Raw genomic sequence first — 25,896 nt, 5'->3', positions numbered from 1 at the left:
ACGAAAATTCGGCAAAATCTGCTGCCTTCGAAATTTGAAGACATGCCCTAGGAGGGGTTGCCCGTGCCAACGAGCTGGTTCAATCGGTTGATGTTTTCGTACCTGCCGATTCTGATTATTGTCCCGGCGGTGCTGATGATCCTGTTTTTTATCGGTTCGGCGGAGCTGTCGAAGAAAGAAACGGCCAAAGCGAACGAAGTGTTCTCGCGCCAGGCCGTGCAGTCGCTCGATTATTCGTTCCGTTCGATCAGCGAGATGATGAACCGGGAGATCCTGTCGAACGAATTTACGCCTTTTTTCTCCGCGTCGGCCAATCCGTATCTGTCGGCGAACGAAGTCTCGTCGCGGCTGGGCCGGATCAAATTGTCCAATCCGCTGATCGATTCGCTGTACGTGTACCGGCTGTCGGACGGGACGGTGCTGAGCAATTTGTCGATCGGAACGCTGGAAGATTTCCCGGATCGCGAATTCGTGCAGCGGACGCTTGAAGGAACGCTGCCGACGGGATGGTCGGCTCCGCGAGCGGCAAGCGCTTACAATGAACCCTCGCAGAAAGTGGTGACACTGACGCGCGGCATTCCGCTGCTGACGGGCGAACGCGGCATCATGGTCGTCAACGTCTCGCTCGATTCCGTGCGCGATCTGCTGCGGGATATGACGGGAGAGGAAACGAGCTTTATCCATCTCTATACCGCTGACGGGACGCTGATGCTGGGCACCGAAAACGACCTATCCGCTTCGGCGCTTGCGGCTCTGCCGGACGGAGAAGAAGCGGAAGCGGCGGCCGAAGAGCGGGAACTGTCTTCGGTAGAGTCGGCGTATACCGGCTGGGAAGTGCGCAGCGGCATCGTCGGCGGTTCGCTGTCGCAGGTGCTGACGAATATCTGGATGATCTGGATCGGGGCGGCCGTGCTGACCATCGCGCTCGGGATCGCCTGGACGGCGCTGGTCTCGCGCCGGAACTACGAACCCGTGGTGCGGCTGCTCCAGCGGCTCGACGCGCTTCCGCCCGGCACGGCCGAAGCGGCCGCGGCGCGGACGGAGGCGGCGGGAGCGGAAGAGGGAGAATCGGCCGCCGAGACGCAGGCGCGAGAGCGAAGCCGTGTGCCGCCGGGCGGCTGGGACCGGCGGTTTCGCCGTCCGCAGCGGCCGGACGAGTTCGCGCGGATCGAATCGACCATCGGCGCGATGATCGAGCGCGCCGACGCGGACCGCCGCCGGCAGCGGGAAGACATCGTCTACCGGCGGCGGGAATTCTTCCGCGAGCTGCTGGAAGGCTCGCGCGTCGTCGGCGCGGACGAGTGGGAAGCGGAGACGCGGCGGCTGGAAGCGGACGGGACTTCGGAGCCGCGGCGCGGGCCGGCCGATTCGATAGGCGGGAAAGGCGGCGATTCGGAGAGCGTAACCGCGCGGGAAAGATCGGCGGCGGTCAGCGCCGGGCCGAACGACAGAAAAAGCGCGGGAATGTCCGGGGCGGAACGCGAAGAAGCGGAAGGAACGACCGCGCCGCGCAGCGCGGGGCCGAACGGCGGAAAAAGCGCGGGAATGTCCGGGGAGGAACGCGAAGAAGCGGGAGGGACGACCGCGCCGCGCAGCGCGGGGCCGCAGGTCGAAGGGTTCGGGCCGGCCGTCGTCGGCCTGCTGGAGATCGACCGGCCGGATGAATTCAGCCGGGCGTACTCCGCGCGCAGCCGCGAGCTGCTGCGCTACGCGCTCGCCAGCGCGGCAGGCGAGCTGGCCGAGGAGCGCGGCGCCCGGCTGTGGGCCGAGTGGCTGCCCGACGGGCGGCTCGGCCTGCTGCTGCGCTGCGCGGGCTGCGGCGGCGAAGCGCAGCGCGCCGGCGAAGAAAAGCCGGCGCAAGCGGCGGGCGAGCCTGCGGCGGCCGCTGCCGCAGAGAGAGCGAAGCCGCAAAGCGAACCGGCGCCTGCCGCCGCAGGCAGCGTCGCGGCCGCGGCATTGGAGCGGTCTATGCGCGCTGCGGCTGCGCCCGGGAAAGCAGGCCCGCCTCCGGAATCTTCATCGCCGGAGGCCCAGGATGCCGTCGCCGGCGCGGCCGGCATCGCGGCCGAGCTGATCGGCTGGGTCGCCGCGCACCTGAACTGCACGGTGACGGTCGCGCTCGGCCGGCAGATCTCTTCGCCGGAAGAGATTGCGCGCGGCTGCCGCGAAGCGGCCGAAGCGATGGGCTACAAGTCGTCGCTCGGCGGAGGGCGCGTCATCAAGCGCGGCGAGCTGCGCGAAGGACAGGGCGCCGAACTGTACGGCGTGCTGCGCATTATCCGCGAACTCGCCCAGTCCTACCGGCTGGGCGAACCGGTCTGGCGCGAGCGGCTCGACGCGCTGCTCGGCGAGCTGCGCGATGCGGTGCTCCCCAAGGACGATCTGTCCGGCCTGATTAACGTACTGGCTTATCAGCTGCTGCGCGAGATGATGGAGCTTCCGGCCGAAGCGCGCGAACTGTGGCGCAGCGAAGCCGCGCCCAGGCTGAGCGCGGCGGCCGAGCGGTTCGATACGCTGGATGAACTGGAAAACGGGCTGCGCGCTTTGCTAGACGAATACGCGGAGCGGCTGCAAACGCTGCGCGAAAGCCGGAGCAGCCATCTGACGCTTCAGGAAGCCCGCGCTTTTATCGACGGCCGGTTCGACGACCCCAATCTCTCCCTGTCCCTGATCGCCGAACGCTTCGGCTTGAGCCCGAGCTACCTCAGCCGGCTGTTCAAAGACGAATTCGGCGAAAACTTCGTCGATTACCTGGCGAACGTCCGCGTCGATCGCGCCAAGCGGCTGCTGCGGGAGACCGACGAAGCGATCCAGGAGATTGCGCTCAAAGTCGGCTACACGAACTACATGTCGTTCAACCGGGCGTTCAAGAAAGTCGCCGCGTCGACGCCGGGCGAATATCGCAGCCGCAGCCGGGCGGGGTGACGGAGGGGGCGCGGCGGGAATTTTTCGATAGGCTCTGCTTCATAACGAATTGCATAGTCTTTAGACGCTGCCTTGGCCTGCTTTTTTTTGGCGGCGTTTATTTCGCTTTAAGTGCCGCCTGAATCCGTTAGCACTGCCGCAAGCCGCGATTTTATCGCTATGGACCACGATCTTAAAAAGAATCTGCGCAAAACGGCGAAGAGTGGGTAATATCTAAGGGAGAAGGCGAGTATCAAGCAAATATGGACGAGCGAGAGGAGAAATTACAATGGCAGAAACAAAAGGAACCATCATTGTCGGAGCGGTTGCCGGAGCGCTGATCGGAGCCGGCCTGGCCGTTCTGGTCGCCGCGCAGGAAGGCAGCAGCCTCAAAGAAAAGTTCATGAACACCGTAAACCTGCTCAAAGAACAGGGTACGCTGATCAGCGAACGCAGCGGCGAGCTCAAAGAAAAAGGACAAGAAATCAAAGGCGTGCTCCAGGAGTCGATGGAAGTCGTCCAGGAGTTCAAGGAAGAAGCCAAATCCGCGGCATCGGAGATCAAGTCCGAGGTGCAGGGGTTTAGATCTTAAAAGTAATAACCTGATTATTTGCTGCTTTTAACCTAATGTATGAGATAGTGAGACTTCGTATTCCACTTGAGTGTGGATGCGAAGTCTTTTTTTGTTTGTTCACGATTAAGCAACATTTCTAGGTTTTTTATACAATTTTTTAGAAAAGATCTTATTTTTCGACATTTTACACTTCTTTTCAAAATCATCCTGCTTGCTTATACTGAGTAAGAAATCTACTATATTCTAACAGCGGAGGGTTTGTATGAATTTTTTGAGCGTAAAAAAGATAACCGTTCTATTAATGGCTGCTGGTGTGTTGACGATTACAATGAACGCGCAGGCTACACAACCGGATACGCTTTCGTCATCTCAACCGAGCAATCAAGAAGCAAACAAGGAAAAGAACAGCAACGAAAAGGAAACTGCAGCCACTCAACCTTCTTTGGAAGAGCCGATTACTCCAGCCAAAGATTCGAATCTTCAGCCGGGCGGGCAAGAATCTAAAACAGAGGACGAAGGACAAGCTGCTGCGGTGCAAGGCGATCTTCCAAACACGCCAACCGGGTTGATTGCGCAGCCATTAAATGCCGTGTCGGTTTCCTTGAAGTGGGAAGAGCCCAAGAACAATAGCGGTTTGAGTTACGAGATTTATCAGAACGGCGCATTGATCGGCGAGACGTCCGGTCTTTCTTATACCGTTGAAAGGCTGGCAGGCGGAGGAAATTACTCTTTCACCCTCAAAGCGAAAAATCAGTTTGGCGCTTCCGCTATGACTAAAGCCGCAGCTGTACATTCTTACGGAGAACTTTTGCAGAACGGAAGCTTTTCCGATTTTCAAGCGGGCGACTCCACGGCCAGCCATTGGACCTTTGAACAAGATCAACCAAGCGGCGCACTGCCTCTGGTAAACGATGCTCAGCCCGAACTCTCCTGGAAACAAAGAATCGTCGTTACGGACTTGCAGGAAGGCAATCAGGTCCGGTTATGGCAGGAAGCGAGCGTTGCCGGTAAGCAGCCCTATAGTTGGAATGCCGAGCATGTTCTTTTAAGCAGCGGAGTTCTTGCAGATTGGGAAGTGTTATTTTTGGATGCCGATCATAAGCTTATCGATAAGAAAACTTTAGAAAATCCCGAGACAAAAAAGGTAGCGCAAAAAGGAGAAACACCGCCTAATACCGCTTACGTTAGAGTCCAACTGGTTCTAGGCGGTAAAACAGGTGCAGGCGATGTAGTCGATGTGAGAAAAGCCAGTTTCAATATTTTAAACGAATCAACACAGCCTCCGGTAAAACAGCCGAGCGGGCCTACCACTTACAAATATACATATGACGCCAACGGGCGGTTGACCCGTGTCGACACGGAGCGCGGGAAACTCAAATTCGGCTACGACGCTAACGGCAATCTTTTAACAAAAACGAGCGAAGGTGTGATTAAAACCCCTGCGCCGCAGCCGCCGATCGAGGAGGAAGAACCCGTACAAGAAGCATTGCCTGAATTGGGAGAACTGCGCGGAGGCGGTACTTTCACCTTATACGGAAAAGAAAACAAAGTGTATACGCAGGGCGTAAGGCTTGCCTTTAAAGGCTGGTACTTGAGTGAAAAAGAGGTTGAAAAAATCGAGTACTACTGGAACGAAGAAAAGCTTTTGGGAGAGACCGCTTACGGATTATCCGATGAAACGACTTATTTTAATTATCCGCAATACCAGAACCATGCACCGGGCTTTAAATTCACCCTTGATTTGGGGAGCCTTTTCGAAACGCTCGAAAAAGGCGACTACAAAGTAACTGCGGTTATTCATCATAAAGACGGTACGACCCACACTTTGGAGACGACTTTGCATATCGAAGTTCTTAATCCCAATTCTTAATGAACAGGTAAAAGGAGAATATCATGAAACGTAAAACAACATTTCGCCCTTATATAGCTGTTTTGCTTATTGTAGCCCTGTTTACTTCGCTGCTGCCGGCCAATTTCTCGTTTATCGGAACGTCGACGGCTGCAGCGGAAACTTCCGTAGAGGCTGCAAATCCCGATCTCGATCAAATGATCCAGGACCGGGCGGATACGGATGAACTGCAAACTTCAATACCTGAAGAAAATCTTATTACAATTAGCTCTGTAGCAAAGCGATTCAGTGTAAATAGCAGCTGGATCGCGGAAGAAGTGGCCAAAGGCTACGATCTGCATGTTATCTATCAGGGACTTCTGCAAAAGCAGTCCGGTAAAGATTACGAAGCTTATATGAAGGAGCAGTACCCAGGCCGAGAAGTCACGTCTCAGGAGCTTCAAGAGAAAGAAGCAGAGAAAGTAAAAGCATATCGTAAAAATCATCCAGCTAAATCGAATAAATCCAAAGCTCAATCTTCGATTGCTGCGCAGTCAAGCAATAGTTACGATAAGGTTGCTCTTGAACGCAAGGCTTTAAAATACGATCAAGCCCCGTATAGCCTTGGAGGCCAGGATGGGCAAATTTCATCAGTAGACGGGTCGCTTAGCATTAGTCAGACAGACCTTGTATTACCCGGACCCAACGGCTTTGATTTTCCATTGACGCGAGTATACAACAGTTCTGCCGGCAAGGATGATATTTATGTAAGACAGCTGTATGTGAACAATTATATTAACGATATTCAAGACTCTTACGTAGATCGATATTCTGCGCTCGGTAAAGGATGGTCCTGGAATCTTTCACGTGTTGTCGTCGATCAGCCCGGCAGTCCATTTATGCAAATCGCTGGGTTAGGTACTTTCAAGATTTCTCGAGACAGCCAAAGCGGTATGGAAGGGTTTCCTTACAACTACTACAAGCTTCAACAAGTTTATTATTCTCCGCCGGATATTAATGACACAATCATTTATCAGCTGAGTAATTATCAGGATGGAACAATTCAATTTTTTAATACTGAAGGCAATTTGGTCGAAATGCGAGATCAATCGGGGAATAAAATCCGCTTTTCCTATAGCTATATCAATGGATATAACGACAAGCATCTTCAGCAAGTCGAAACATCCACAGCGGACGGCCGCCAGTATAATACTTTGTATCTCAGTTATACCGGCAATACAAGTATTCTCGCTTCTATTGGTACTAAGCAGGTTACGTATAAAAAAAGTAAGACTTCCATGAATGGCAAGCAAAAAGAGACGTTGACGGAAGTCGTTGATCCGGCTGGCCGTTCGACACGTTACACTTACGGTGTATCTCAAATGCTTCCTTTCAACCTCATCCCAGAGTATAGGAATTATACAGGTACCAATCAGTATACTTATTGGGGTTACCAGGATTGGATGTACCTGTCAAGCATTGAACATCCGACTAAAGCGATGACCTACTATACAACCAATATGGGATATACGGATATCGGACCAGGTTCGGTTGAAATGAACATTCGATATACGGAACGAAAGAATGTATATAGTTCAGACGGTATGAAAGAAAGCCGGGAAACCAAGCTTGAGCTAAACGGTAATTATATGGGACCCTACGGTTACAGCTCTTCTTCATTTACTGTACCTGTAGTGGACGGGCCTTATAAAACGGTCTACTCTTATACACGCAGACATTGGAATGATCGTAGACCGGACTCTTTCTATTTGATGAGAACAGTCACTACTCCATCTGATAAGACAACACCTCAATTAATCAGTACGTACACATATAACGAATCATTGGGAAATCCTGAACCTACTTCTTCGAGTATTTCCAGTCTGGGTAAATCCGGTTTGATTACGACTCAAACGACTCGCCAGAGCTTTAACCAATGGGGATTAGTCGGCTCGATCACGGACGCCAGAGGATTAACTTCAACCTATCAGTATGAAGAAATTCCGTTGATTCATGGCGGCTACCTTACAGCTCCAATCAAAACAACTGTAGATGTCGGTAACTCGGATCAAGTTATCACAACTTCTATATACGGTTCTGATGGGTACGGTCATCTGCTGAGCTCAACTTCTAACAATAAAGCTGGAAAACTGCTTCAAAAAACAAATTACACGTACGATGTCAATGGAAATGCAACTCAGATTGTGCTTAAAGGCGAGAGCAAAGATACCATCGTACAGCAGGAATTCGGTGCATACAATGGTTTTCAACTTACTTCACAGACTGTACAGACAACAAAAGCAGACGGTACGCGTCAAACTAAAACAGTCCGGGCGACTTACGATTTTTATAATGCCCAAATGACTTCATTCACGGATGGCAATGGTAGTAAGACTGCTTATACTTACGACGGGCTTGGCCGTCCGTTGACAGAAACGTACGCAGACGGAACTCAGACTAAAGCAGTCTATGAAGATACCATCAATCAAATTACGATTACAGATCCTACAGGTCGTAAAGTGCAAAATCACTTTACACCTTTTGGACAGCTTGACCGTGAAACCAATGCTAGAGGATCGGTGAACTATCATTACGATTCCTACGGGAATTTGAGAACCAAACTTGATTACAACGGAAGTTTCGATCTCTATTACTTCAATAAACTAGGGCGCTTAGATGAACAAATTGTCAGAGGCGCAAGAACAGAGTACGCCTATGACGATGCGAATAAAACGATTACAACGACCGACGCAGTAGGCAATAAAATTCGCACAACCTATGACGCTTTGGATCAGCCGACTCTTATTGAAGAGCTAAAGAGCTCTGGAAATGTAAAAATTGGAACGTCGGCTTACGATACCGCCGGGAACCTGACAAGATCGACAGATGCTAACGGGAACGCGACGAACTATGCTTACGACACACTCGGTCTCTTAACGGCTGTGACTGATGCGCTTGGACAAAAAACAACTTATACTTATGATTTGTTTGGGAATAATACGCTGCTGACTTATGCCGATGGAAAGCAAATGAAGTACCAGTATGACGAAACCGGTCGCTTGATGCGTCAGACTGACCCATTGGGACAAGTAGAGACATTTGAATACGATAGCGCAGATAATCTTACTGGTTACACGGATCGTAATGGAAAAAAGCGTCTTTACTTTTATAACACACGAGGATTCCTGATTAGTGATAATGCTGTTGATGGAACAATAAGTTATGTCTATGATGCTGCTGGAAGACGCACAAAGATGACAGACGGGACTGGCACTACAGGCTATGAATATACAGCTGTTGGTGAGTTGGCAAGCACAACTTATCCAGATGGATCAAGTCTGAAAATGGATTATGAAGTGCGTGGATTACGAAGTGCTCAGACATTTAACTCCGGAAGCTTTCAACTTAAATTGCAGCAAAGCTATAACGTTAATACGTCTACGCTAAGCACAATGTCAGCGGAAAGTGGAAATGGAGCCAAGCTTGGTAGTTATACCTACAGCTATCGACAAAACAATACCTTATCTGATATTTCAAGCGGCAGCGGTCTTGTTCAGACGTACAGCTATGATGGACTAAATCTGGCTGGTATGAAACAAAGCGACAACGGTACGATATTCGGAAGCTATGCATACAGCTACGACAATAATCGTAATATCGTATCGAAAACGGACAATGGCGAAACCCACACATTCGGTTACGATGCGTTGAACCGTTTGAAGGCTTCCAGTTTGTTCAACGAATCTTATGCTTACGATCCGCGCGGCAACCGCAGCGAAATGACATCCGAACGCGAACCGGATTTCAGCGAAGCGAATTATACGTATGATGCTCGTGATCGTCTGACGAATGTAAAAACAGAAACCGGAAATGTAAGCTACCGCTATAACGGTGACGGTCTGATGACCGAACGTACCGGAGAAGACGGGAAGAAAACTCGCTATTATTATGACGATCGTTCACTGCTTGTGGCGGAAGGAACAGTGGATGCCGGTGGCAGCGTCACGATTACTGTGGGTTATGTCTATGACGCAAACGGACAGATCAAAGCGCGTCAGATTCCAGGAGAGAACGAGTTGCAAACCTATTGGACCAATGCTCATGGAGATATTACGGAGATTAAAGACGCAGCAGGTAAGACGCTGAATCAGTATACGTACGATGTATGGGGAAATCCGATTATCGAGGAAGAAACCACCGATAACGTGCTGCGCTACTCGGGCGAGTATTGGGATGGCGAAACGGGACTTCAATATCTTCGGGCGAGATGGTATGATCCGAATATCGGGCGATTTATTAATGAAGATACGTATGAAGGTGAGAAGGCGCAGCCTGGGACCTTGAATTTGTATGCTTATGTGCAGGGGAATCCGCTGACTCATAATGATCCCAGTGGACATAAACAGGAAATGGCTCCCTCTGGCGGTGGCGGCGGTGGCGGTGGCATTATTGGCTGGACCAACACTGTACCCGGAATCAAAAAACTAGAAGATGCTCTTTTTAAAGGATTTTCACTTGCCGCTACTTCGTATATAACCAATAAAGCAATGAGAAATAAAAAAAACAACAACAAAGTCTTTTTTTATCATGCTACGGCTGTTGATAGCGTAGATTCTATATTAGACGGAATAAATCTTGAAGCGGGAAGAAAAAATGTGGATTTTGGACAAGGATTTTATGTGACTAGGAATCCTGGACAAGCTGAGAGGTGGGTGGAGAATAAATTTGATGGGGAAGGAGCTATCATAGTATTTGCGATAGATAAAGAAGCTTTCAATAAGTATAATGGGTTATTCTTGAAATCAGTTAGTGAAACAGCGGACTTTATTTATGACAGCCGTAGAGGAATGAAACATAATTATGATTTCGTTTCAGGGCGCTACTTGCTCAATCCTTTAACAAAGGTATCAGATGGTAAAGGAGGGAAAAAACCTGTTCCGACGCCTAAAACTTTGTATCAGCTTAGCGGAGACCAATTAAGCATTCATAATCCAGCCCTAGCTGCAGAATTTTTAAGAGGGTACGTTGGTGTACGATATTACGATTAGGAGGTTAATATGATTAAGTTTTATTTTCCGGTAAATGAAAAATCGCAAGAATATTGTGAATGGATTGCGGAAGAAATGCAAAATATTTTTAAGATCTCTAAAGAAGAGGCAGTTGGACGTATTAACGCCTTTTGGAGTCGTAACGTTCTTACAGATGATGATGATATTGTTTACCATGAAACTGCTGAATTTTGGGCATATCAAATTTATAGTAAGGATAGATTTTGGTGGAATATGAATAAGGAAGATATCACTCCGAGAGATTACAAAAAGAAATAAACAAATTTCAAGAAGATTTAAACGAACTTTATTTATCTAGAATGCATCAGAGAGATTGTTCCAAAAGGTTATAACTGGAACAGTCTCTTCTTTAATCTACATCCTTCTACCTACTTGATTATAAGCGGAAATTTAAAATTTATTTTTATTTAGAATAAAAGGAGTAGAGTTCAACCAAATGAGCAAGAAATGTCGACTTATTCTATCAATAGGATTTTTCAAAACCGTCCAGGGGATCTTGAACTTTTGACGGATCTATTATTCAGTTTTCAAGAAAGCGAGAGCAATTCTATACAGAATATGGATAATCTTATGCAAACCGGTTTCATCGCTCGGGGAATCCGGTTCTATCGAGAATAATCTGAAGAAAGCAGGGATACCTATCACCCGTAAACTGCTTAAATACTACGGAACGACTTACCTGATCGGCGTGCTCATTTCGTTATGGGGAACCGGTATTCCGTACTGGTATTACCTCATCCCCGTCAAAGTCGTCGCTTTTTGTTTTATGCTGGTAGCCGGAAACGGGATTTATGCTTTGGCGGAAGAGCATCTTTCTTTGACGGCCGTTTGTGGCAAAATATTAAAATACATAGGGATTTCATTTGTTTTGCTATTTACGCTGGCGCTGCTTCAAGAGATCTTGCATGCCGACTTCTCCGCTTTTATAGGTATTTAAATGAACAAAAAGGAGTAAGGTACCTGTTCCGGTTCCGATTCCGGCTGCTCTTTTCTACTCCCACCACAAAAATCGCAACCCCGTCAAAAAACGTGAACCCGCGCCGCTGCGCGGGTTTTCGCTTTTTCACGCCTTCTAACACCCCCAATCGCAAAAATCGTTACCGCCTCGAAACCTGACAATTGCGGGAATCGCCGCTCCTCGTTTACAGTGATGGAGCAGCGCAGGATCGCGCTTTCCGTAATCGACATCCTGCACACGGCTCACCCGACTTTGTTCTTCCACACATGCCCGTGAACGAACTCCAAAACGGAAAGCGCTTCCTTCTTGTCGAATCTTCATTGGATATACCGAATCTCAAGCAACCGGAGGTGAAGCGATGGGCAGCCTGGAAATGGAAGCGAAAAAAGATCGCGAGACTCGCATCAGGGAACGCAGCGCTCTGGGCAAACGAAGACGCTGGAATATGAACAAGCCGCTGTTGATTATGTTTTTGCCGATCGCCGTGTTCTTTATCTTGTTCAAGTACGTGCCGATGTTCGGCTTCGTGATCGCGTTCAAGGATTACAACTTCGCCGACGGCATTCTGCACAGTCCGTGGGTGGGCTTCGACAACTACCGCTATCTGTTCCAGAATCCCGGCACGCTGGGCATTATCCGCAATACGCTCGTACTGAGCACGTTGAGCGTGTTCGTCGGTTTTCCTTTTCCTATTATCCTGGCGATCCTGCTGAACGAAGTGCGGCGGTCGTGGTTCAAACGCTGGACGCAGACGCTGCTGTATCTTCCCCACTTCCTCAACTGGGTCATCGTGGGCGGGCTGGTGCTGATGCTGTTCTCGATCGAGACCGGCTTCGTCAACAATATGCTGGAGCGCCTGACCGGCAGCACGTATCCGTTTCTGTTCAAAGAAGGTTCGTGGATCTCGATCTTCGTCGCGTCGGGCATCTGGAAAGGAGCCGGCTGGTCCGCGATCATCTATCTGGCCGCGCTGACGTCGATCGATCCGAGTTTGTACGAAGCGGCGGGCATGGACGGAGCGAACAAATGGAAGCAGATTCGTCATATCACGCTGCCGAGCCTGATGCCGACCGTGATCCTGATGTTTATCCTGAGCATCGGCAACGTGATGGACGTGGGCTTCGACCAGGTGTACGTACTCCAGAATTCGGTTGTCATCAATGTGGCGGAAGTCATCAGCACCTGGAACTTCAAAGTCGGCCTCGGTTCGGGACAGTTCAGCTACGCGACGGCGATGGGATTGTTCGAATCGCTGATCGGGCTGACGCTCGTGCTGATCGTGAACGCGATCGCGCGCCGTTCCGGCCGCGGACTGTGGTAAAGGAGCGCGCAGCATGAAAGGAGGAGAACAGGCATGAAACCGACAAACGGCGAAAAAGTCTTCTACGGCGTCAATTACTTCATCCTCGCGCTGGCCGCGCTGAGCTGTCTGCTGCCGATTATCCATATCGTGGCGCTGTCGCTCAGCGGCAACGAAGCGATCACGCTCGGCAAAGTCGGGCTGTGGCCGCGGGACTTTACCTGGACGGCGTACGGCAAGCTGATCGAAGACACGAATATCGTCGGCGCGTTTCGCAACAGTGTGGTGATTACGCTTGTGGGCACGGCGCTCAATATGCTGTTTACGATCCTGGCCGCTTATCCGCTGTCGCGCAAACATTTCTACGCCCGGCGCTTTCTGACGCTTGCGATCGTATTCACGATGCTGTTCACCGCGGGGCTGATCCCGAACTACCTGCTGGCGAAGTCGCTCGGACTGGTCGGCAACTACGGTTCGCTGTGGCTTCCGGGACTCGTAAGCGTATACAATCTGCTGGTGCTGAAATCTTTTTTCGAAAATATCCCGGAAGAGCTGGAAGACGCGGCGAGAATCGACGGCAGCGGGGAGTGGCGCATCATTTTGCAGATCGTGATTCCGCTGTCCGTGCCGGTGATCGCGACCATCGCACTATTTTACGGCGTGGCGCATTGGAACTCTTTTTTCAACGTATTGATCTATATCAACGACCCGGAGCGCTTCAATCTGTCGGTGCTCGTGCAGAATATGATCCAGAGCCAGTCGCTGCTGGCGGAGCTGGCCCAGCTCGACCCGGACGCGTTCCGCAAGCTGACGCCCGAGTCGATCCGTTCCGCCGGGATTATCGTCATGATTCTGCCCATGCTGGTCGTGTATCCGTTTCTGCAAAAATATTTCGTCAAAGGCATGCTGATCGGTTCGGTCAAAGGCTGATCGGCGGAAGTCGAAGTACGGTTGTTTCACCATAAAAAGAGCGGAGGGGTTAAAGGATGAGCAAACGGAATTGGAGCAAAAAAACGGCAAGCGGAATTGCGGCGGTCACGGCGCTGTCCACGGTGCTTGCGGTCGGAATGAGCGGCTGCGGCACGAGCGAGAAAGAAGGCGCGCAGAGCGGAGACGGCAAAAAGGCCGATACGATCACCGTTTCCATCTACGACCGCGGCCAGATTCCGAAGGAAGAAGGCACGTACGCGGACAACCGCTGGACCAAATGGATCAACGAAAACGGGCCGGTCGGCGTCAAATACGTCCCGATTCCCCGCAACGAGTCGCAGCAGAAATACAGCATGCTGTTCGCTTCGGGCGACGCGCCGGACCTCGTGCTGGAATACGATACGGACTTCCTGAACTCGCTCTGGGCGCAGAAGCAGCTGCTGCCGCTGGACGACCTGATCGAGCAGCACAGCACGGAGTACAAAGCGCTGCTGGAGAAGATTCCGGCGCTCAAGACGCTCGGCACCAAGCCGGACGGCAAGCTGTACGAGATCGGCCAGGTGAGCAAACCGGCGGTGCTCGGCGCGATGGTGATCCGGCAGGACTGGCTCGACAAGCTCGGACTTCAAGTCCCGCAAACGATCGACGAGCTGTATACCGTGGCCGACGCGTTCGCCAACCAGGACCCGGACGGCAACGGCGTCAAAGATACGTACGGCATCAACCTGAGCCAGTTCGCTTCCTACTACGTCGACGCCATGTTCCAGAACGAGATGTTCATTATCGAAGACGGCCAGCTGATCCGCCAGTTCGACCGGATCAAGCCGGCGTACGATTTTAAGAAAAAGCTGTTCGAGAACGGTGTGGTGGACAAAGATTTCCTGTCGGATAAAAACGGCCAGAAAGCCGAGCAGGACTTCGCCAGCGGCAAATTGGGCATTTATCTGGCGTACGAATCGGTCATCAGCAAAAACTTCGATACGCTCAAAAACACCGACCCGAACGCGAAAATCACGGCGATGGCGTTCCCGGAATCGGAATTCGGCCGCTTCGGCCCCGACTTCAATCCGTCGCTGCAAATGACGGGCGCGGTCAACGCCAACGCCAAGAATCCGGAAGCGGTCATAAAGTATATCGACTTTATCGTATCGCCGTCGACGGTCGAAACGCTGGCCTACGGCATCGAAGGCGAGAACTACAAGAAAACCGCGGACGGCAAGCACGAAATCATCGACGCCGACAAAAACGAAACGCAGATGGGCTATATGAATGATTACCGGATGTTCATGCCGACCTATCAGCTGGAAGAGAACGATATCGACGGACGTCCGCTCGATTCGACCGATCCGGTCGACAAAGAATGGATCGCGATCGCGAAAGACATGGAGAAGCTGTATCTCGATCCCGAGCATCCGCATCCGGGCTTCACGCACGCCAAGTTCCGTCCTTCGCTCGATAAAGCGATGACCACGACTTTCAACGACGGATGGAACAATATGAACGACACGATGGCGAAAACGGTGGTCAGCGGCGATTCCTACACGGTCGAGCAGGGCGTGGCGGACGTGCAGAAGTCGTGGTACGGTTCCGGCGGACAGGCGCTCGAAGACTGGTACAAACAGTGGTATCAGGACAACAAGGATTCGTGGATCTTTATGGACCAGCTGTACACGATGAAGTTCGAGTAAAAGTCCGGGTCCATAGCGGATAACGGGCAGCCCAATCTCATACCGAACACTCACGGCTTCGGACGGCACGCCGCTCCGAAGCCGCTTGATGGGAGGAGACTTATGACGATATACGACGAAGAAACGCTGGAACGCGTCTGGCGGCTGATCGATACGAACCCTTCCGTGCGGCGCGGCTGGGACGCGTTCTCGGCGCGGATGCAAACGCGGAGCGAAGATTGGCTGCGGGAAGCGGGCGAGCGGATCGCGCATCTGCGGGATCGCTGGCTGAAGTTTGGCGGAAGCAAGCGGTTTACGCTCGGCAACGAAGTGCGCGATCTGGCGAAAGAAGCGCAGAATCTGGCGTTTTACGCCCGAATGACGGGCAGCCAGGAAGCGGCGCGGCGGGTCAAAACGCTGATCCGGCTGCTGGGCGAGGAAGAGCGGTGGGTCTACCAGAGCGGCGGCGGGCGGCAGGCGGATCTGTGGACGGCGGATATCGGCGTGTTCCTGGCGGCGGCTTACGATTCGGTGCGGGAAACGTGCAGCGAAAAAGAACGCGCAGAGATCGAAGAAGCGCTGTACCGCAAAGCTTATCTGCCGCTGTACGAAGACTGGCTGCATCCGGCGAAAAAGATTCACGCGCTCGACACGATGGGCCACAACTGGTGGATCGTCTGCGTGGCGGGAGCCGGCCTGGTGCTGCTGTCGATCGGCTGCCGGGTTCCTCATGCGGAAAGCGCGCTGCACGCGATCGTCGAAGGAATTCGGGAATGGTTCGATTATCCGGGCAATGTGCTGCAAAACAAACAGCCCAACTTCGGCTCTGACGGCGATTATGTCGAGACGATGGGTTATCTGGATTACGCGCTCGGCAACTTCCTGGCGTTCGAATCGGCGTACCGGGCAAAAAGCGGCGACGACTCGCTGCGGCGGCTGCCGGTGCTGGAGCGGATACCGGATGTATATCTGGAAACGGTCTATCTGCGGAGCGGCGAAGTCCGTACATTCCACTTCGGCGACGACGGCGACCGGCTGCTGCACAATTACGTCTGGCTGCGCCTGGCCGGCGAACTGAAGCGCGGCGAGCTGCTGAATCTGTTCGCTTCGATCAAAGGCGATCCGTCGGACGCGCCGGAATTCGCTTTTTATCCCGAAGGATTGTCGCCGAAGCCGCTGGAAGAAAGCCAGCGGGAAGGGATTAAAGTGCTGGAGCACTCGGGGTACGGGTTTGTGCGGTGGAACAGCGGAGACGAAGGGATGGACCAGGCTAAAAAGACAGAAGAATCGAACGGAGCAGTCGGAGAAATCCGCGGCGCGAACACTGTCCTTGCGGTCAAAACGGGCGAAAGCTGGAACCATAATCATCTGGATGCCGGGACGTTTATTCTGGCGCACGACGGAATTGTTTTTGCCGACGATTCGGGCCACTGCGCGTATTCCAAGCCGCTGTACAACGAATACTACCGCCGCTCCGAAGCGCATAACGTCGTGCTGCTGAACGGACATGGGCAGCCGTTCGAGCTGATCGAAGAAGGAACCAAGTTTCCCGGTCGTATCGCGCAGCATCTGGACGCGCCGGGCTGCAAATACCTGCTGGCGGACTGTACCGGTCCGTATGCCGGATTGTACCGGCGGTTCTACCGGCATTTTCTGTGTCTGGACGGCGCGATCGTGCTGATCGACGATCTCCAGGGCGAAGCGGGCGGGACGTTCGAGTGGCTGCTGCATGTGCCGGAGACGTTTGAAATCGTGGACGGGCAGGCGGACGGACCGGAAGCAAACAGCGGGAGAAGCGCTCCGCCGGATAAAGCGGACGCCGGAGGCGGGGCCGGGAATCCGGCCGCTTGCGGAGGCGAACCGTATATCGCGGTCCGCAGCGAAGGGCGGACGATGAACGTGCTGCATCCGTATCCGCGGGAGCGTGAATACGCGCGCGGGTCCGGCTATCTGGGCGGCCATCACCGGAATACGGGGATGGAAGACGAATTTACCCGTGCGGACTATGTCAAAGTCCGCGCGGATTCGGCGGACGGACGGATCAAGTTCGTCAGCGTGTTTCTGCTGCCGGGCGAGCGGCAGCGCGAATTCGGCGCGGAGCGGCTGGGCGAAGCGGAGTTTGCGGCTTCGCGCGGAGGCGGCGGGTCGGGTGAAGCGGGCGGAATGCACGGAAGAAGCGGCGCGGACGGCGAAGCTCGCGGAGCGGGAAATGCGAGCAGCGGCGCGCCCGCGGCGGGAGCCGAAAGCGCGGGCGGCCCGGTTCTGGCCCTCCGCCTGCGCGAAGCCGGCGGCGGATACACCGACATTCTGTGCAATACGCGGGCCGACGGCCGCATCATGCACGAGAACAGCGGCGTTTCCTTCGGCGGCTTGGAAACGGACGCGTTTCTGTGCACGCTGTCTTACGACGCGGACCGGGTCCTGGTCCGCGCGAGCGTGCACAACGGCAGCTATCTGAAGCTGGACGGCCGCTGCCTGTTCAGCTCGCTGCTCAAAGCGGACGCGGTCTTGGATTACCGCGCCGGTTTGGAATGCCGCGCGGCGCTGTCCGCGCCGGCCTGGTGCTATTTCGCGCCCGATCCGGCGCGGCCGGAAGAAACGCGGCCTGGCGATGCGCGGACGAAGCCGAATGCGCGCGAACGCCGCTTCGACGAGTTCCCCGGCGAAAGCTTGATCGAGGCCCGCAAGCAGGGCCTGCTGCACGATCCCGACTCCGGCTTGTGGAAGCGCCGGATGGAAGCGGGACAGTCCGGCTTCAAGCTGGAGTTCAGCCGGAGCGGGGGCGGGACGCGGCTGTAAAGCTGCGGGGCGGCAGGATCGTAAGGCCGGCTTTCATCAAGGCCGCCAAGATCCCGCAGCAGCATGATTCTCCGGCGCATCGCGCACAGAATTGCAGCAAATGCGGTCGTAAAGTCAACATTTTGCCCATAGATCCCGGCGATTTCGCAAAATGCTGACGCGGCGTCAACATTTTGCGGCCGAAAACGAATTTCGACGGATTTTTCGGCTGAAATGTGGTCGAAAAGTCAACATTCTACCGGTCGCCGGCGATTGACGGGTCATTTGTTGACCAAACGTCAACTTTTTCCAATAGACGCAACCGGGCAACCGGCTGCCCGCTTATCAGGGGCGCTACATTCTTCAATACCATAAGGAGGTTCGCGTCATGTTTATGACGGAAGCAAAGCTTGAGGCGCGCCTGATCGAACTTGCGGCGCTGCGGCACCGGCCGCTGCTGCACTTCGACGAACTCGGCGTCCGCGAGGACGAGGACGGAGAGATCGGGGCTGCTCCGCCGCAAGGCGACGCGGCGGGCTGGACGACCCTGCGCATCGGCGGCCGCTGGGTCGGCCGCGACCGCTATCTGTGGCTGCGCCTGTCGGCCGATCTGCCGCAGGCGCCGGCCGGCCATAAGCTCGTCGGCCTGTTCGACTTCGGCCGGACGCATCACGGCAGCAGCCGCGGCTTCGAGTCGCTGCTGTTTATCGACGGCGCCCCGCGCCAGGGCGTCGACTCCAACCATCGCGAAGTCTTTCTGGACGACTTCGCCGGCCGACGCGCCGAGCTGCGCTTCCGGCTGTGGTCGGGCCTTGAAGGCGGCGGCCCGATAACGCCGCAGGAGCATGTGCTGGCGCAGGCGGAGATCGCGCTGCTCCATCTCGCGGCCGACGATTTGTACTACACCGCCCGCGCCGCGCTGGAAACGGCGCTCGGGCTGGCCGACAACCGGCCCGAGCGGCACGGGCTGCTGGCCGCGCTCAACCGGGCGCTGAACCTGCTGGACTGGTCGCGTCCGGGCTCGGACGGCTTTTACGCTTCCGCGGAGCAGGCGCTGGAGCGGCTGAGCGGCAGCCTCGACGCTTTGCGCGCCGATTATCCCGAAGCGGCCGATCCCGTTACCGTCCGCTGCGTCGGCCATACGCATATCGACGTGGCCTGGCTGTGGCGGCTGCGGCATACGCGGGAGAAAGCGGCGAGGTCTTTTTCCACCGTGCTGGAGCTGATGGAGCATTACCCGGACTATCTGTTTCTCCAGACGCAGCCCCAGCTGTACGACTACGTCAAACGCGATTATCCCGAACTGTACGCGCGCATCAAAGAACGGGTAGCCGAAGGCCGCTGGGAAGCGGGCGGGGCGATGTGGCTCGAAGCGGACTGCAACCTGACTTCCGGCGAATCGCTGGTGCGGCAGATTCTGTACGGGACGGCTTTTTTTCGCGAAGAATTCGGCATCGAGAACCGCTATCTGTGGCTGCCCGACGTGTTCGGCTACAGCTGGGCGCTGCCGCAGATTCTGCGCAGGTCCGGCATTACCTCCTTTATGACGACCAAGATCAGCTGGAGCCAGTACAACCGGATGCCGCACGACAGCTTTATCTGGAAAGGCATCGACGGCTCGGAGATCCTGACGCATTTTATCACCACGCCCGAGATCGAGTTTCCGCAGGAGAAGTATTATACCTACAACGGCTATATCGTCCCGGAAACGGTGCAGGGCATCTGGGACCAGTACCGCGACAAACCGATGAACCGCGAGCTGCTGCTCTGCTACGGCTTCGGGGACGGAGGCGGCGGGGTCAACCGGGACATGCTGGAGATGCGGCGCAGACTGGAGCGGATGCCCGGGCTGCCGAAGACCGTCACCGGCCGCGCCGACGAGTATTTCGAACGGCTGGAGCGCACGGTGAAGGAAACGGACGCTTACGTGCATACCTGGGACGGCGAGCTGTACCTGGAGAACCACCGGGGCACTTACACCAGTCAGGCCTGGATCAAAAAAGCGAACCGCAAACTGGAATTGACGCTGCGGCGTACGGAAATGATGGCCGCGGCGGCCGAGGTCCTGCAAGGATTTGACGGGGAGAAGGCGGCCGCAGCGCTTCGCGAAGTATGGAAGATCGCGCTGCGCAATCAGTTTCACGATATTATCCCCGGCTCGTCGATCGCGGAAGTGTACGAGGACGCGCGCGAGGAGTATGCGCAAGCGCAACGGCTGCTCGGCGAAGCGGGACCGGCGATTCTGGATGCTTTTTCGCTCGGCGGCGGGGCAATGGAATCGGGCGGTACAGGCGGAAAAACGGCGGTACAAACCTATACGCTGTTTAACGACTCGTCCCGGGCCGGTACGGGCATCGTTGAAATCCCCGGTTTCGATCCTGACGCTTCGCCGGATGCGGATGCGCCGGACGTCTCCGCGACGGCGGCGGAAAGCCGCGCTTGGAATACGGCCGGGCAGCCGCGCCGTCCAAACGGAATCTGGCGCGGCGCTTCGGGCGAAGCGCTTGACGCGCAGCCAACTGATTCCGGCTGGCTGGTCGACGCGGGAGTGATTCCGGCGCTCGGCTTTGCGAAGCTGTCGTTCGAGCCGGCGGCGGGCGAGAACCGTTCTGCGCCGAGCGCCGGCCGATCGAACGGCGGTCCGCAGGCGGGCGGCAGCGGCAAGCGGCAGATCTTCGTCTGGGAACCCAACAAGCTGACCACGCCTTTTTACGAGATCGAGTGGGACGAACAGGGGCGGCTGCGTCGTCTGCACGACCGGGAACATCGGCGCGAAGTGCTGGCCCCGGGCGAATCCGGCAACGTGCTCCAGGTGTTCGAAGACAAGCCGATCCAGTTCGACGCCTGGAATATCGATCTTTTTTATACGGAGAAGACGCGGACGGTCGAAGATCTGCGCAGTCTGCGGCTGACGGAAAACGGTCCGCTGCGCGCCTCGGTCGAACTGGAGTGGGCGTACGGCGATTCGCTGATCCGGCAGGAAGTGCGGGTGTACAAACGCAGCCGCCGGATCGACTTCGTCACGAGCATCGATTGGCGCGAACGGCGGCAGCTGCTCAAAGCGGCGTTCCCGGTCGATGTGCGGGCGACGGAAGCGACGTACGACATCCAGTTCGGCAGCGTCAAGCGGCCTACCCACTGGAATACGAGCTGGGATTACGCGCGCTTCGAAACGGTGGGGCATCAATGGGCGGATTTGTCCGAGCGCGGCTACGGCGTCAGTCTGCTGAACGACTGCAAATACGGCTACGACGTGAAAGACCATACGCTGCGGCTGAGCCTGATCAAGTCCGCGGAGTATCCCGACCCGGGCGCGGATCTGGGGCTGCACGAATTTACGTACGCGCTGCTGCCGCATTCCGGCGACTGGACCGAAGGCGGTACGGCGGCGGAAGCGTGGAACCTCAACAGCCCGCCGATCGCGTGGACGGGAGAAGCCGGGCTGGACGGGCAGTCGCTGCTGAGTGTGTCCGCGCCGCATGTAGCGGTCGACGCGATCAAACGCGCGGAAGACGGCGACGGCTTTATCGTGCGCGTGCACGAGTGCGAAGGCCGAAGCGGGGAAATTCGTTTCTCGTCGTGCCTGAATATCGAACGCTGGCGGGAAACCGACCTGATGGAGCGTCCGATCGGGGAAAGCGGCGAAGGAGAATGGAGCTGCGCGATCAAACCGTTCGAAATCCGCACGTACCGGGTGCATTTCGCGGGCCGCATGTAAACGGAGCCGCCTACGGCGCGCGGAAGCGGCGGCGCAAGACCGGCAGCAGACAGAAGGAGGGAACAGCGATGGATAAACACAGGCCGCAAACGACTTCGGCAGCGGAAAAGGAAACGGCTCGGGACACCGGGCGTGAAGCGGACGGAGGAAGAGCGGAAACGGTCGGCGGCGAACATCCGGCTGAAAACCCGGACACGGTGCCTTTCGCCCGCGCCGCCGATTATGTGCTGCGGCAGATCGACCGGGGACTGGACCTTTTCGGCCCGTCGTCCTACCCGGCTCCGTCGAGCACGAACCACGTCTATCCGGCGATCGCCAATTTCGAATGGACGTCGGGCTTTTGGACCGGTATGCTGTGGCTGGCGTACGAACTGACCGGAGAAGCCAAGTACCGCCGGGCCGCGGAAAGCCAGCTTCCCGATTATACGCGGCGGATCGACGAGCGGCTCGGGACGAATACGCACGATCTGGGCTTTTTGTACACTTTGTCGGCCGTAAACGAATTCCGGATCACCGGCAATCCCAAAGCGCGGGATACGGGGCTGAAAGCCGCGGAGCTGCTGATTTCCCGCTATCTGCCGCAGGCGGGCATTATTCAGGCCTGGGGCGATCTGAACGATCCGGCCGAGCGGGGACGGATGATTATCGACTGCCTGATGAATCTGCCGCTGCTGCATTGGGCGGGCGAACAGTCGGGCGATCCGCGTTATGCGGACTGCGCCCTCAGCCACGTCCGGCAGTCGGCCCATTACCTGGTCCGTCCGGACCGGACGACGTATCATACGTATTACATGGACGCGAACAGCGGAGCGCCGAAGTACGGCACCACGCATCAGGGGTACGCCGACGATTCCTGCTGGTCTCGCGGACAGGCCTGGGGCATTTACGGGTTTATGCTGAGCTATCTGGGCACCGGCGATGCCAAACTGCTCGATGTGGTCCGGACGCTGGGCGATTATTTCGAAGAGCGCACGCCCGGCGACGGCGTTGTGTACTGGGATCTCGTGTTCGTGCAGGGAAACGAACAGGAGCGCGATTCGTCGGCTTCGGCGATTGCCGCCTGCGGCCTGCTGGAGCTGTCGCGGCAGCTGCCGGGCGGCGATCCGGGCCGGGCGGCGGCGCGCCGTCAGGCGCTCGATATCCTGCTGGCGCTGGACGCCGGGTACACGACGCGCGACCTGCCGCAATCGAACGGCGTACTCAAGCACGGCGTCTATAACAAGCCCCGCGGCATCGGTATCGACGAGTGCACGATCTGGGGCGACTACTACTATTTCGAAGCGCTGGTGCGCGTGTTGAAGCCGGAGTGGACACCCTGATCCGGCCGCTCGAAGTTCTTTCCGTCAAGCCCATGCTGGGCAAACGTCCGGTTGGACGCGGCCTGCGCGGGCTTTTTTTGAGATAAACAGCGATGCCTTGCTCCATTCAAATCATACGTACAGAGTTACATATGGAAAATTTATACTGCATTTCGACAAAATTAACTTGATTTATTGTCGCTAACTGTCGAATAATAGATTACACAATTAAGTTATGCAAAATATTATTCGACGACGGAGGCTCGCCATGCGCGACAAACAAAATCGGTTAATGCTTTATCTGACAACGGGGACGTTCTTGTTGTCCGTTTTGATTCATTACTTGAACCGCGGACTCGGCGTCTTCGACCGGCTGATGCGGGATTCGGGCATGGCCATGTCCATGATGAATCACGCGTCCGCGGGCGCGTCCGATCATCCGGTTGTGCTCAATGCGCTGCTTGCGATTCCGGCGCTGCTGCTTGCGGCGGCCTGGATTCTGCACGCGCGCGATGCTCTTCACCCGGCGGTGCCGCTGCTCAATACGCTTGCGCTGACGTTCGGCAGCATCTCGATCACGGCGGGCGGAGGCGGCTATGTGGAGTTCCACTTTTCGATTTTTATGGTCGTGGCGTTCCTCGTTTTCTACGAAAGCGTGACGCTGGTGGCGGTTATGACGGCGATCTTTGCGATTGTCCACGTTGCCGCGCTGTTCTGGATGACGGAATTGTATCTGGGCAGCGAGAATTACACATTTACGATGCTGCTGCTGCACGCGGTGTTTCTCCTGCTGACAAGCGGAGCCGTTACCTGGCAGATCGTTTCGAAAAAGCGCTTCGCGCAGGAGGTCGAACGCGAACGCGAGCAGAAGCGGCTCGAACTGGAAACGGCGTTCGACACGCTGCGGGGGATGTCGGCCCGTCTGGACGGGACGTTTGAAGCCGTCGTCGGCCGTTCCGAAGCGATCTGCGAATCGGGCCGCGACATGACGGCGTCGTTCGGGACGGCGGCCCGCGAACTGGACGGGCAGCGGCAATCCGTCGCCCGCGCGGGGCGGAACCTGGAAGATATTTATGCAATCGTCGAAGAAACCCGCGAAGCGTCCGGGGAAGCCGTACGCCATGCGGACCGTACGCGCACCGCTTTGCCGGACGCGATCCGCGAAATGCGGCGGCTCCACGAAGACATGGAACTTTTGTCGGAAGCGGTCGAAGAAACGGCGGAAGCGATCGGCGGGCTGGACGAATCGACGCGGCAGGCCGACCGGATGCTGCTGGCGATCCGCGAAGTGGCGGAGCGGACGAATTTGCTGTCGCTGAACGCTTCGATCGAAGCGGCCAGAGCGGGCGAGCAGGGCAAAGGCTTTGCGGTCGTGGCCGGCGAGATCCGCATGTTGGCCGAACAAAGCCGCGCCAGCGCGGAAGACGTGAACCGCATTTTGCTCGGAATCCGGGGAGAAACGCAGCGTTCGGCGCAGCGGATGGCCGGCAGCCGGCAGTTGGCGCAGGCCGGGTTAAACCAGGCGGACGAAGCGGTGCGCCTGCTGGACGAAGCCGCCGGCAGCGCGGCCGAGCTTGTCCGGGCCGTGGACGTTATCAACGGACGCGTGGATGAGATGACGGACCGTACGCGCCGGATCTCCGGCGAGATGCACGAAGTCTCGTCCGTCACCGGCCGCACGATGGAGGCGCTGCGCTCGTTCGGGCATACGGCGGGCGAGCAGGTCGAAGCCAGCCTTGCCGTCAACGAAGAACTTCAGGAATTGAAGCGGTTGTCGGGCGAAGTGCAGGAGCGGTTCCGGGCTTGAAAGCGGCGAACGGCGAGCCTTCGGCCGCCGGGCCGAGCAGCCGCTTTCGGGCAAACGAAGCGCAGCGCAAAAAAAGGAAGGAAAACCGCAGCCGGTTCCCTTCCTTTTTGACGTTCGCCGTTCGCGGATTGCGCCGGCCCGGATCTTCGAAGCCGGTAATTGAAACCGCGGCGCCGAACTCCGTCAAATCTTCTGATTCCACATTTTTTCCTGATACTCTTTGACCTGCTGCTCCGAAGCTTCCGGCCAGACGGTACGGAAAGCGTGTTTGTCCTGCGGAATGACTTCGACCATCTTGTCGATCATCTCCTGCGGATCGAACTGCTGCGCCAGCATTTTCTCGCCTTTGACCAGATCGGAACGCTTCGTGAAGTTGGTTTTTTCGTCGTACCATTTTTCTTTTTCCTCGAACATCATATCGTTGAAGCCGGTCTTGAACGGTCCCGGATTGATTGTCGCGACCTGTACGCCGTAGTCTTCAAGCTCCTGCTGCAGCGCCTGCGCAAGCGCCTCGAGCGCATGCTTGGACGCGCAGTACGGGCCGAGAAACGGATTGACGCTCAGGCCCGCGATCGAGCTGGTAAACACGATTTTGCCTTTCTTTTTCGCGACGAATTTGCGCGCCGCGATCTGGGCCAGTTCGATGGCGCTGAAAAAGTTGGTTTCGAACACCTGACGCACATTATCCAGCGGAACTTCCGCGAACGGTCCGGTTTGACCGATCCCGGCATTGGAGACGAAAATATCGAAGTCGTGTTCCTCCACCTGCGCCCGGTCGAGCGGATTGTTCACGTCCAATTTGAATACTTCGATATCCAGTCCTTCGGATTTCGCGTATTCGCGGAATTCCGGCACCTGGGAGATCGTTTCGACGGTCGCGATGACTTTGTGTCCGGCCCGCGCGAGCCCGATCGCCGTTCCTTTGCCGAGCCCGCTGCCCGCGCCGGTAATAAAGATCGTTTTTTTATTCGAAAAAATAGCCATGCCGATTCCTCCTCGTAGTTGCCGGTACCTTGTCCGCGCTAAAGGCGAGGTACCGGTTTCGTGGATGTCCCGACCGATCAG

The 25,896-nt window shown here is 55.7% G+C and carries 13 protein-coding genes; 12 read left to right on the top strand and 1 reads right to left on the bottom strand.

The features are described 5' to 3' along the window. Positions 1–63: 63 nt before the first annotated feature. The 12 genes from QWJ34_RS19225 (at position 64) to QWJ34_RS19170 (ending at position 24,831) form a co-directional block, all read left to right on the top strand. The gene (locus tag QWJ34_RS19225) at positions 64–2,925 is read left to right on the top strand and encodes an AraC family transcriptional regulator (protein ID WP_302730334.1); all 2,862 of its coding nucleotides are present in this window, start codon (positions 64–66) and stop codon (positions 2,923–2,925) included. Between the two features lie 268 nt (positions 2,926–3,193). Continuing rightward, complete coding sequence (locus tag QWJ34_RS19220) at positions 3,194–3,496, top strand: YtxH domain-containing protein (RefSeq protein ID WP_302730332.1); 303 nt, start codon at positions 3,194–3,196, stop codon at positions 3,494–3,496. A 244-nt stretch (positions 3,497–3,740) separates the two neighbouring features. After that, on the top strand, positions 3,741–5,348 hold the full coding sequence (locus QWJ34_RS19215; protein WP_302730331.1) for a hypothetical protein: 1,608 nt from the start codon (positions 3,741–3,743) through the stop codon (positions 5,346–5,348). Between the two features lie 23 nt (positions 5,349–5,371). Then, on the top strand, positions 5,372–10,354 hold the full coding sequence (locus QWJ34_RS19210) for an RHS repeat-associated core domain-containing protein (protein ID WP_302730329.1): 4,983 nt from the start codon (positions 5,372–5,374) through the stop codon (positions 10,352–10,354). Positions 10,355–10,363: 9 nt separating this feature from the next. After that, the gene (locus QWJ34_RS19205; RefSeq protein ID WP_302730328.1) at positions 10,364–10,633 is read left to right on the top strand and encodes a hypothetical protein; all 270 of its coding nucleotides are present in this window, start codon (positions 10,364–10,366) and stop codon (positions 10,631–10,633) included. Positions 10,634–11,691: 1,058 nt separating this feature from the next. After that, positions 11,692–12,654 carry an ABC transporter permease gene (locus QWJ34_RS19200; protein ID WP_302730327.1) on the top strand — a complete coding sequence of 321 codons (963 nt, stop codon included), beginning with the start codon at positions 11,692–11,694 and terminating at the stop codon, positions 12,652–12,654. A 33-nt stretch (positions 12,655–12,687) separates the two neighbouring features. Then, positions 12,688–13,563 (top strand): carbohydrate ABC transporter permease, encoded by an 876-nt coding sequence (locus tag QWJ34_RS19195; protein ID WP_302730325.1) that lies wholly within the window; start codon positions 12,688–12,690, stop codon positions 13,561–13,563. A 56-nt stretch (positions 13,564–13,619) separates the two neighbouring features. Beyond that, positions 13,620–15,251: an extracellular solute-binding protein gene (locus QWJ34_RS19190; protein ID WP_302730324.1), complete on the top strand. Its 1,632-nt coding sequence runs from the start codon at positions 13,620–13,622 to the stop codon at positions 15,249–15,251. 102 nt (positions 15,252–15,353) lie between these two features. Then, a complete protein-coding gene (locus tag QWJ34_RS19185) occupies positions 15,354–18,029 on the top strand; it encodes a heparinase II/III domain-containing protein (protein WP_302730322.1) in 2,676 nt (891 codons plus the stop codon). A 367-nt stretch (positions 18,030–18,396) separates the two neighbouring features. After that, positions 18,397–21,726 (top strand): alpha-mannosidase, encoded by a 3,330-nt coding sequence (locus QWJ34_RS19180; RefSeq protein ID WP_302730320.1) that lies wholly within the window; start codon positions 18,397–18,399, stop codon positions 21,724–21,726. Between the two features lie 68 nt (positions 21,727–21,794). After that, positions 21,795–23,045, top strand: a complete 1,251-nt coding sequence (locus QWJ34_RS19175) for a glycoside hydrolase family 88 protein (RefSeq protein ID WP_302730318.1) — start codon at positions 21,795–21,797, stop codon at positions 23,043–23,045. Positions 23,046–23,292: 247 nt separating this feature from the next. After that, the gene (locus QWJ34_RS19170; RefSeq protein WP_302730317.1) at positions 23,293–24,831 is read left to right on the top strand and encodes a methyl-accepting chemotaxis protein; all 1,539 of its coding nucleotides are present in this window, start codon (positions 23,293–23,295) and stop codon (positions 24,829–24,831) included. 183 nt (positions 24,832–25,014) lie between these two features. Here the strand turns inward: QWJ34_RS19170 and QWJ34_RS19165 are convergent, their stop codons facing one another. After that, positions 25,015–25,815, bottom strand: a complete 801-nt coding sequence (locus tag QWJ34_RS19165; protein ID WP_302730315.1) for an SDR family oxidoreductase — start codon at positions 25,813–25,815, stop codon at positions 25,015–25,017. Positions 25,816–25,896: the final 81 nt, after the last annotated feature.

It is taken from the genome of Saccharibacillus sp. CPCC 101409, assembly GCF_030518235.1.
GTDB lineage: Bacteria > Bacillota > Bacilli > Paenibacillales > Paenibacillaceae > Saccharibacillus.
Note: the sequence above shows the minus strand (reverse complement) of the source record. Positions and strands in the feature narration are given on the sequence as shown.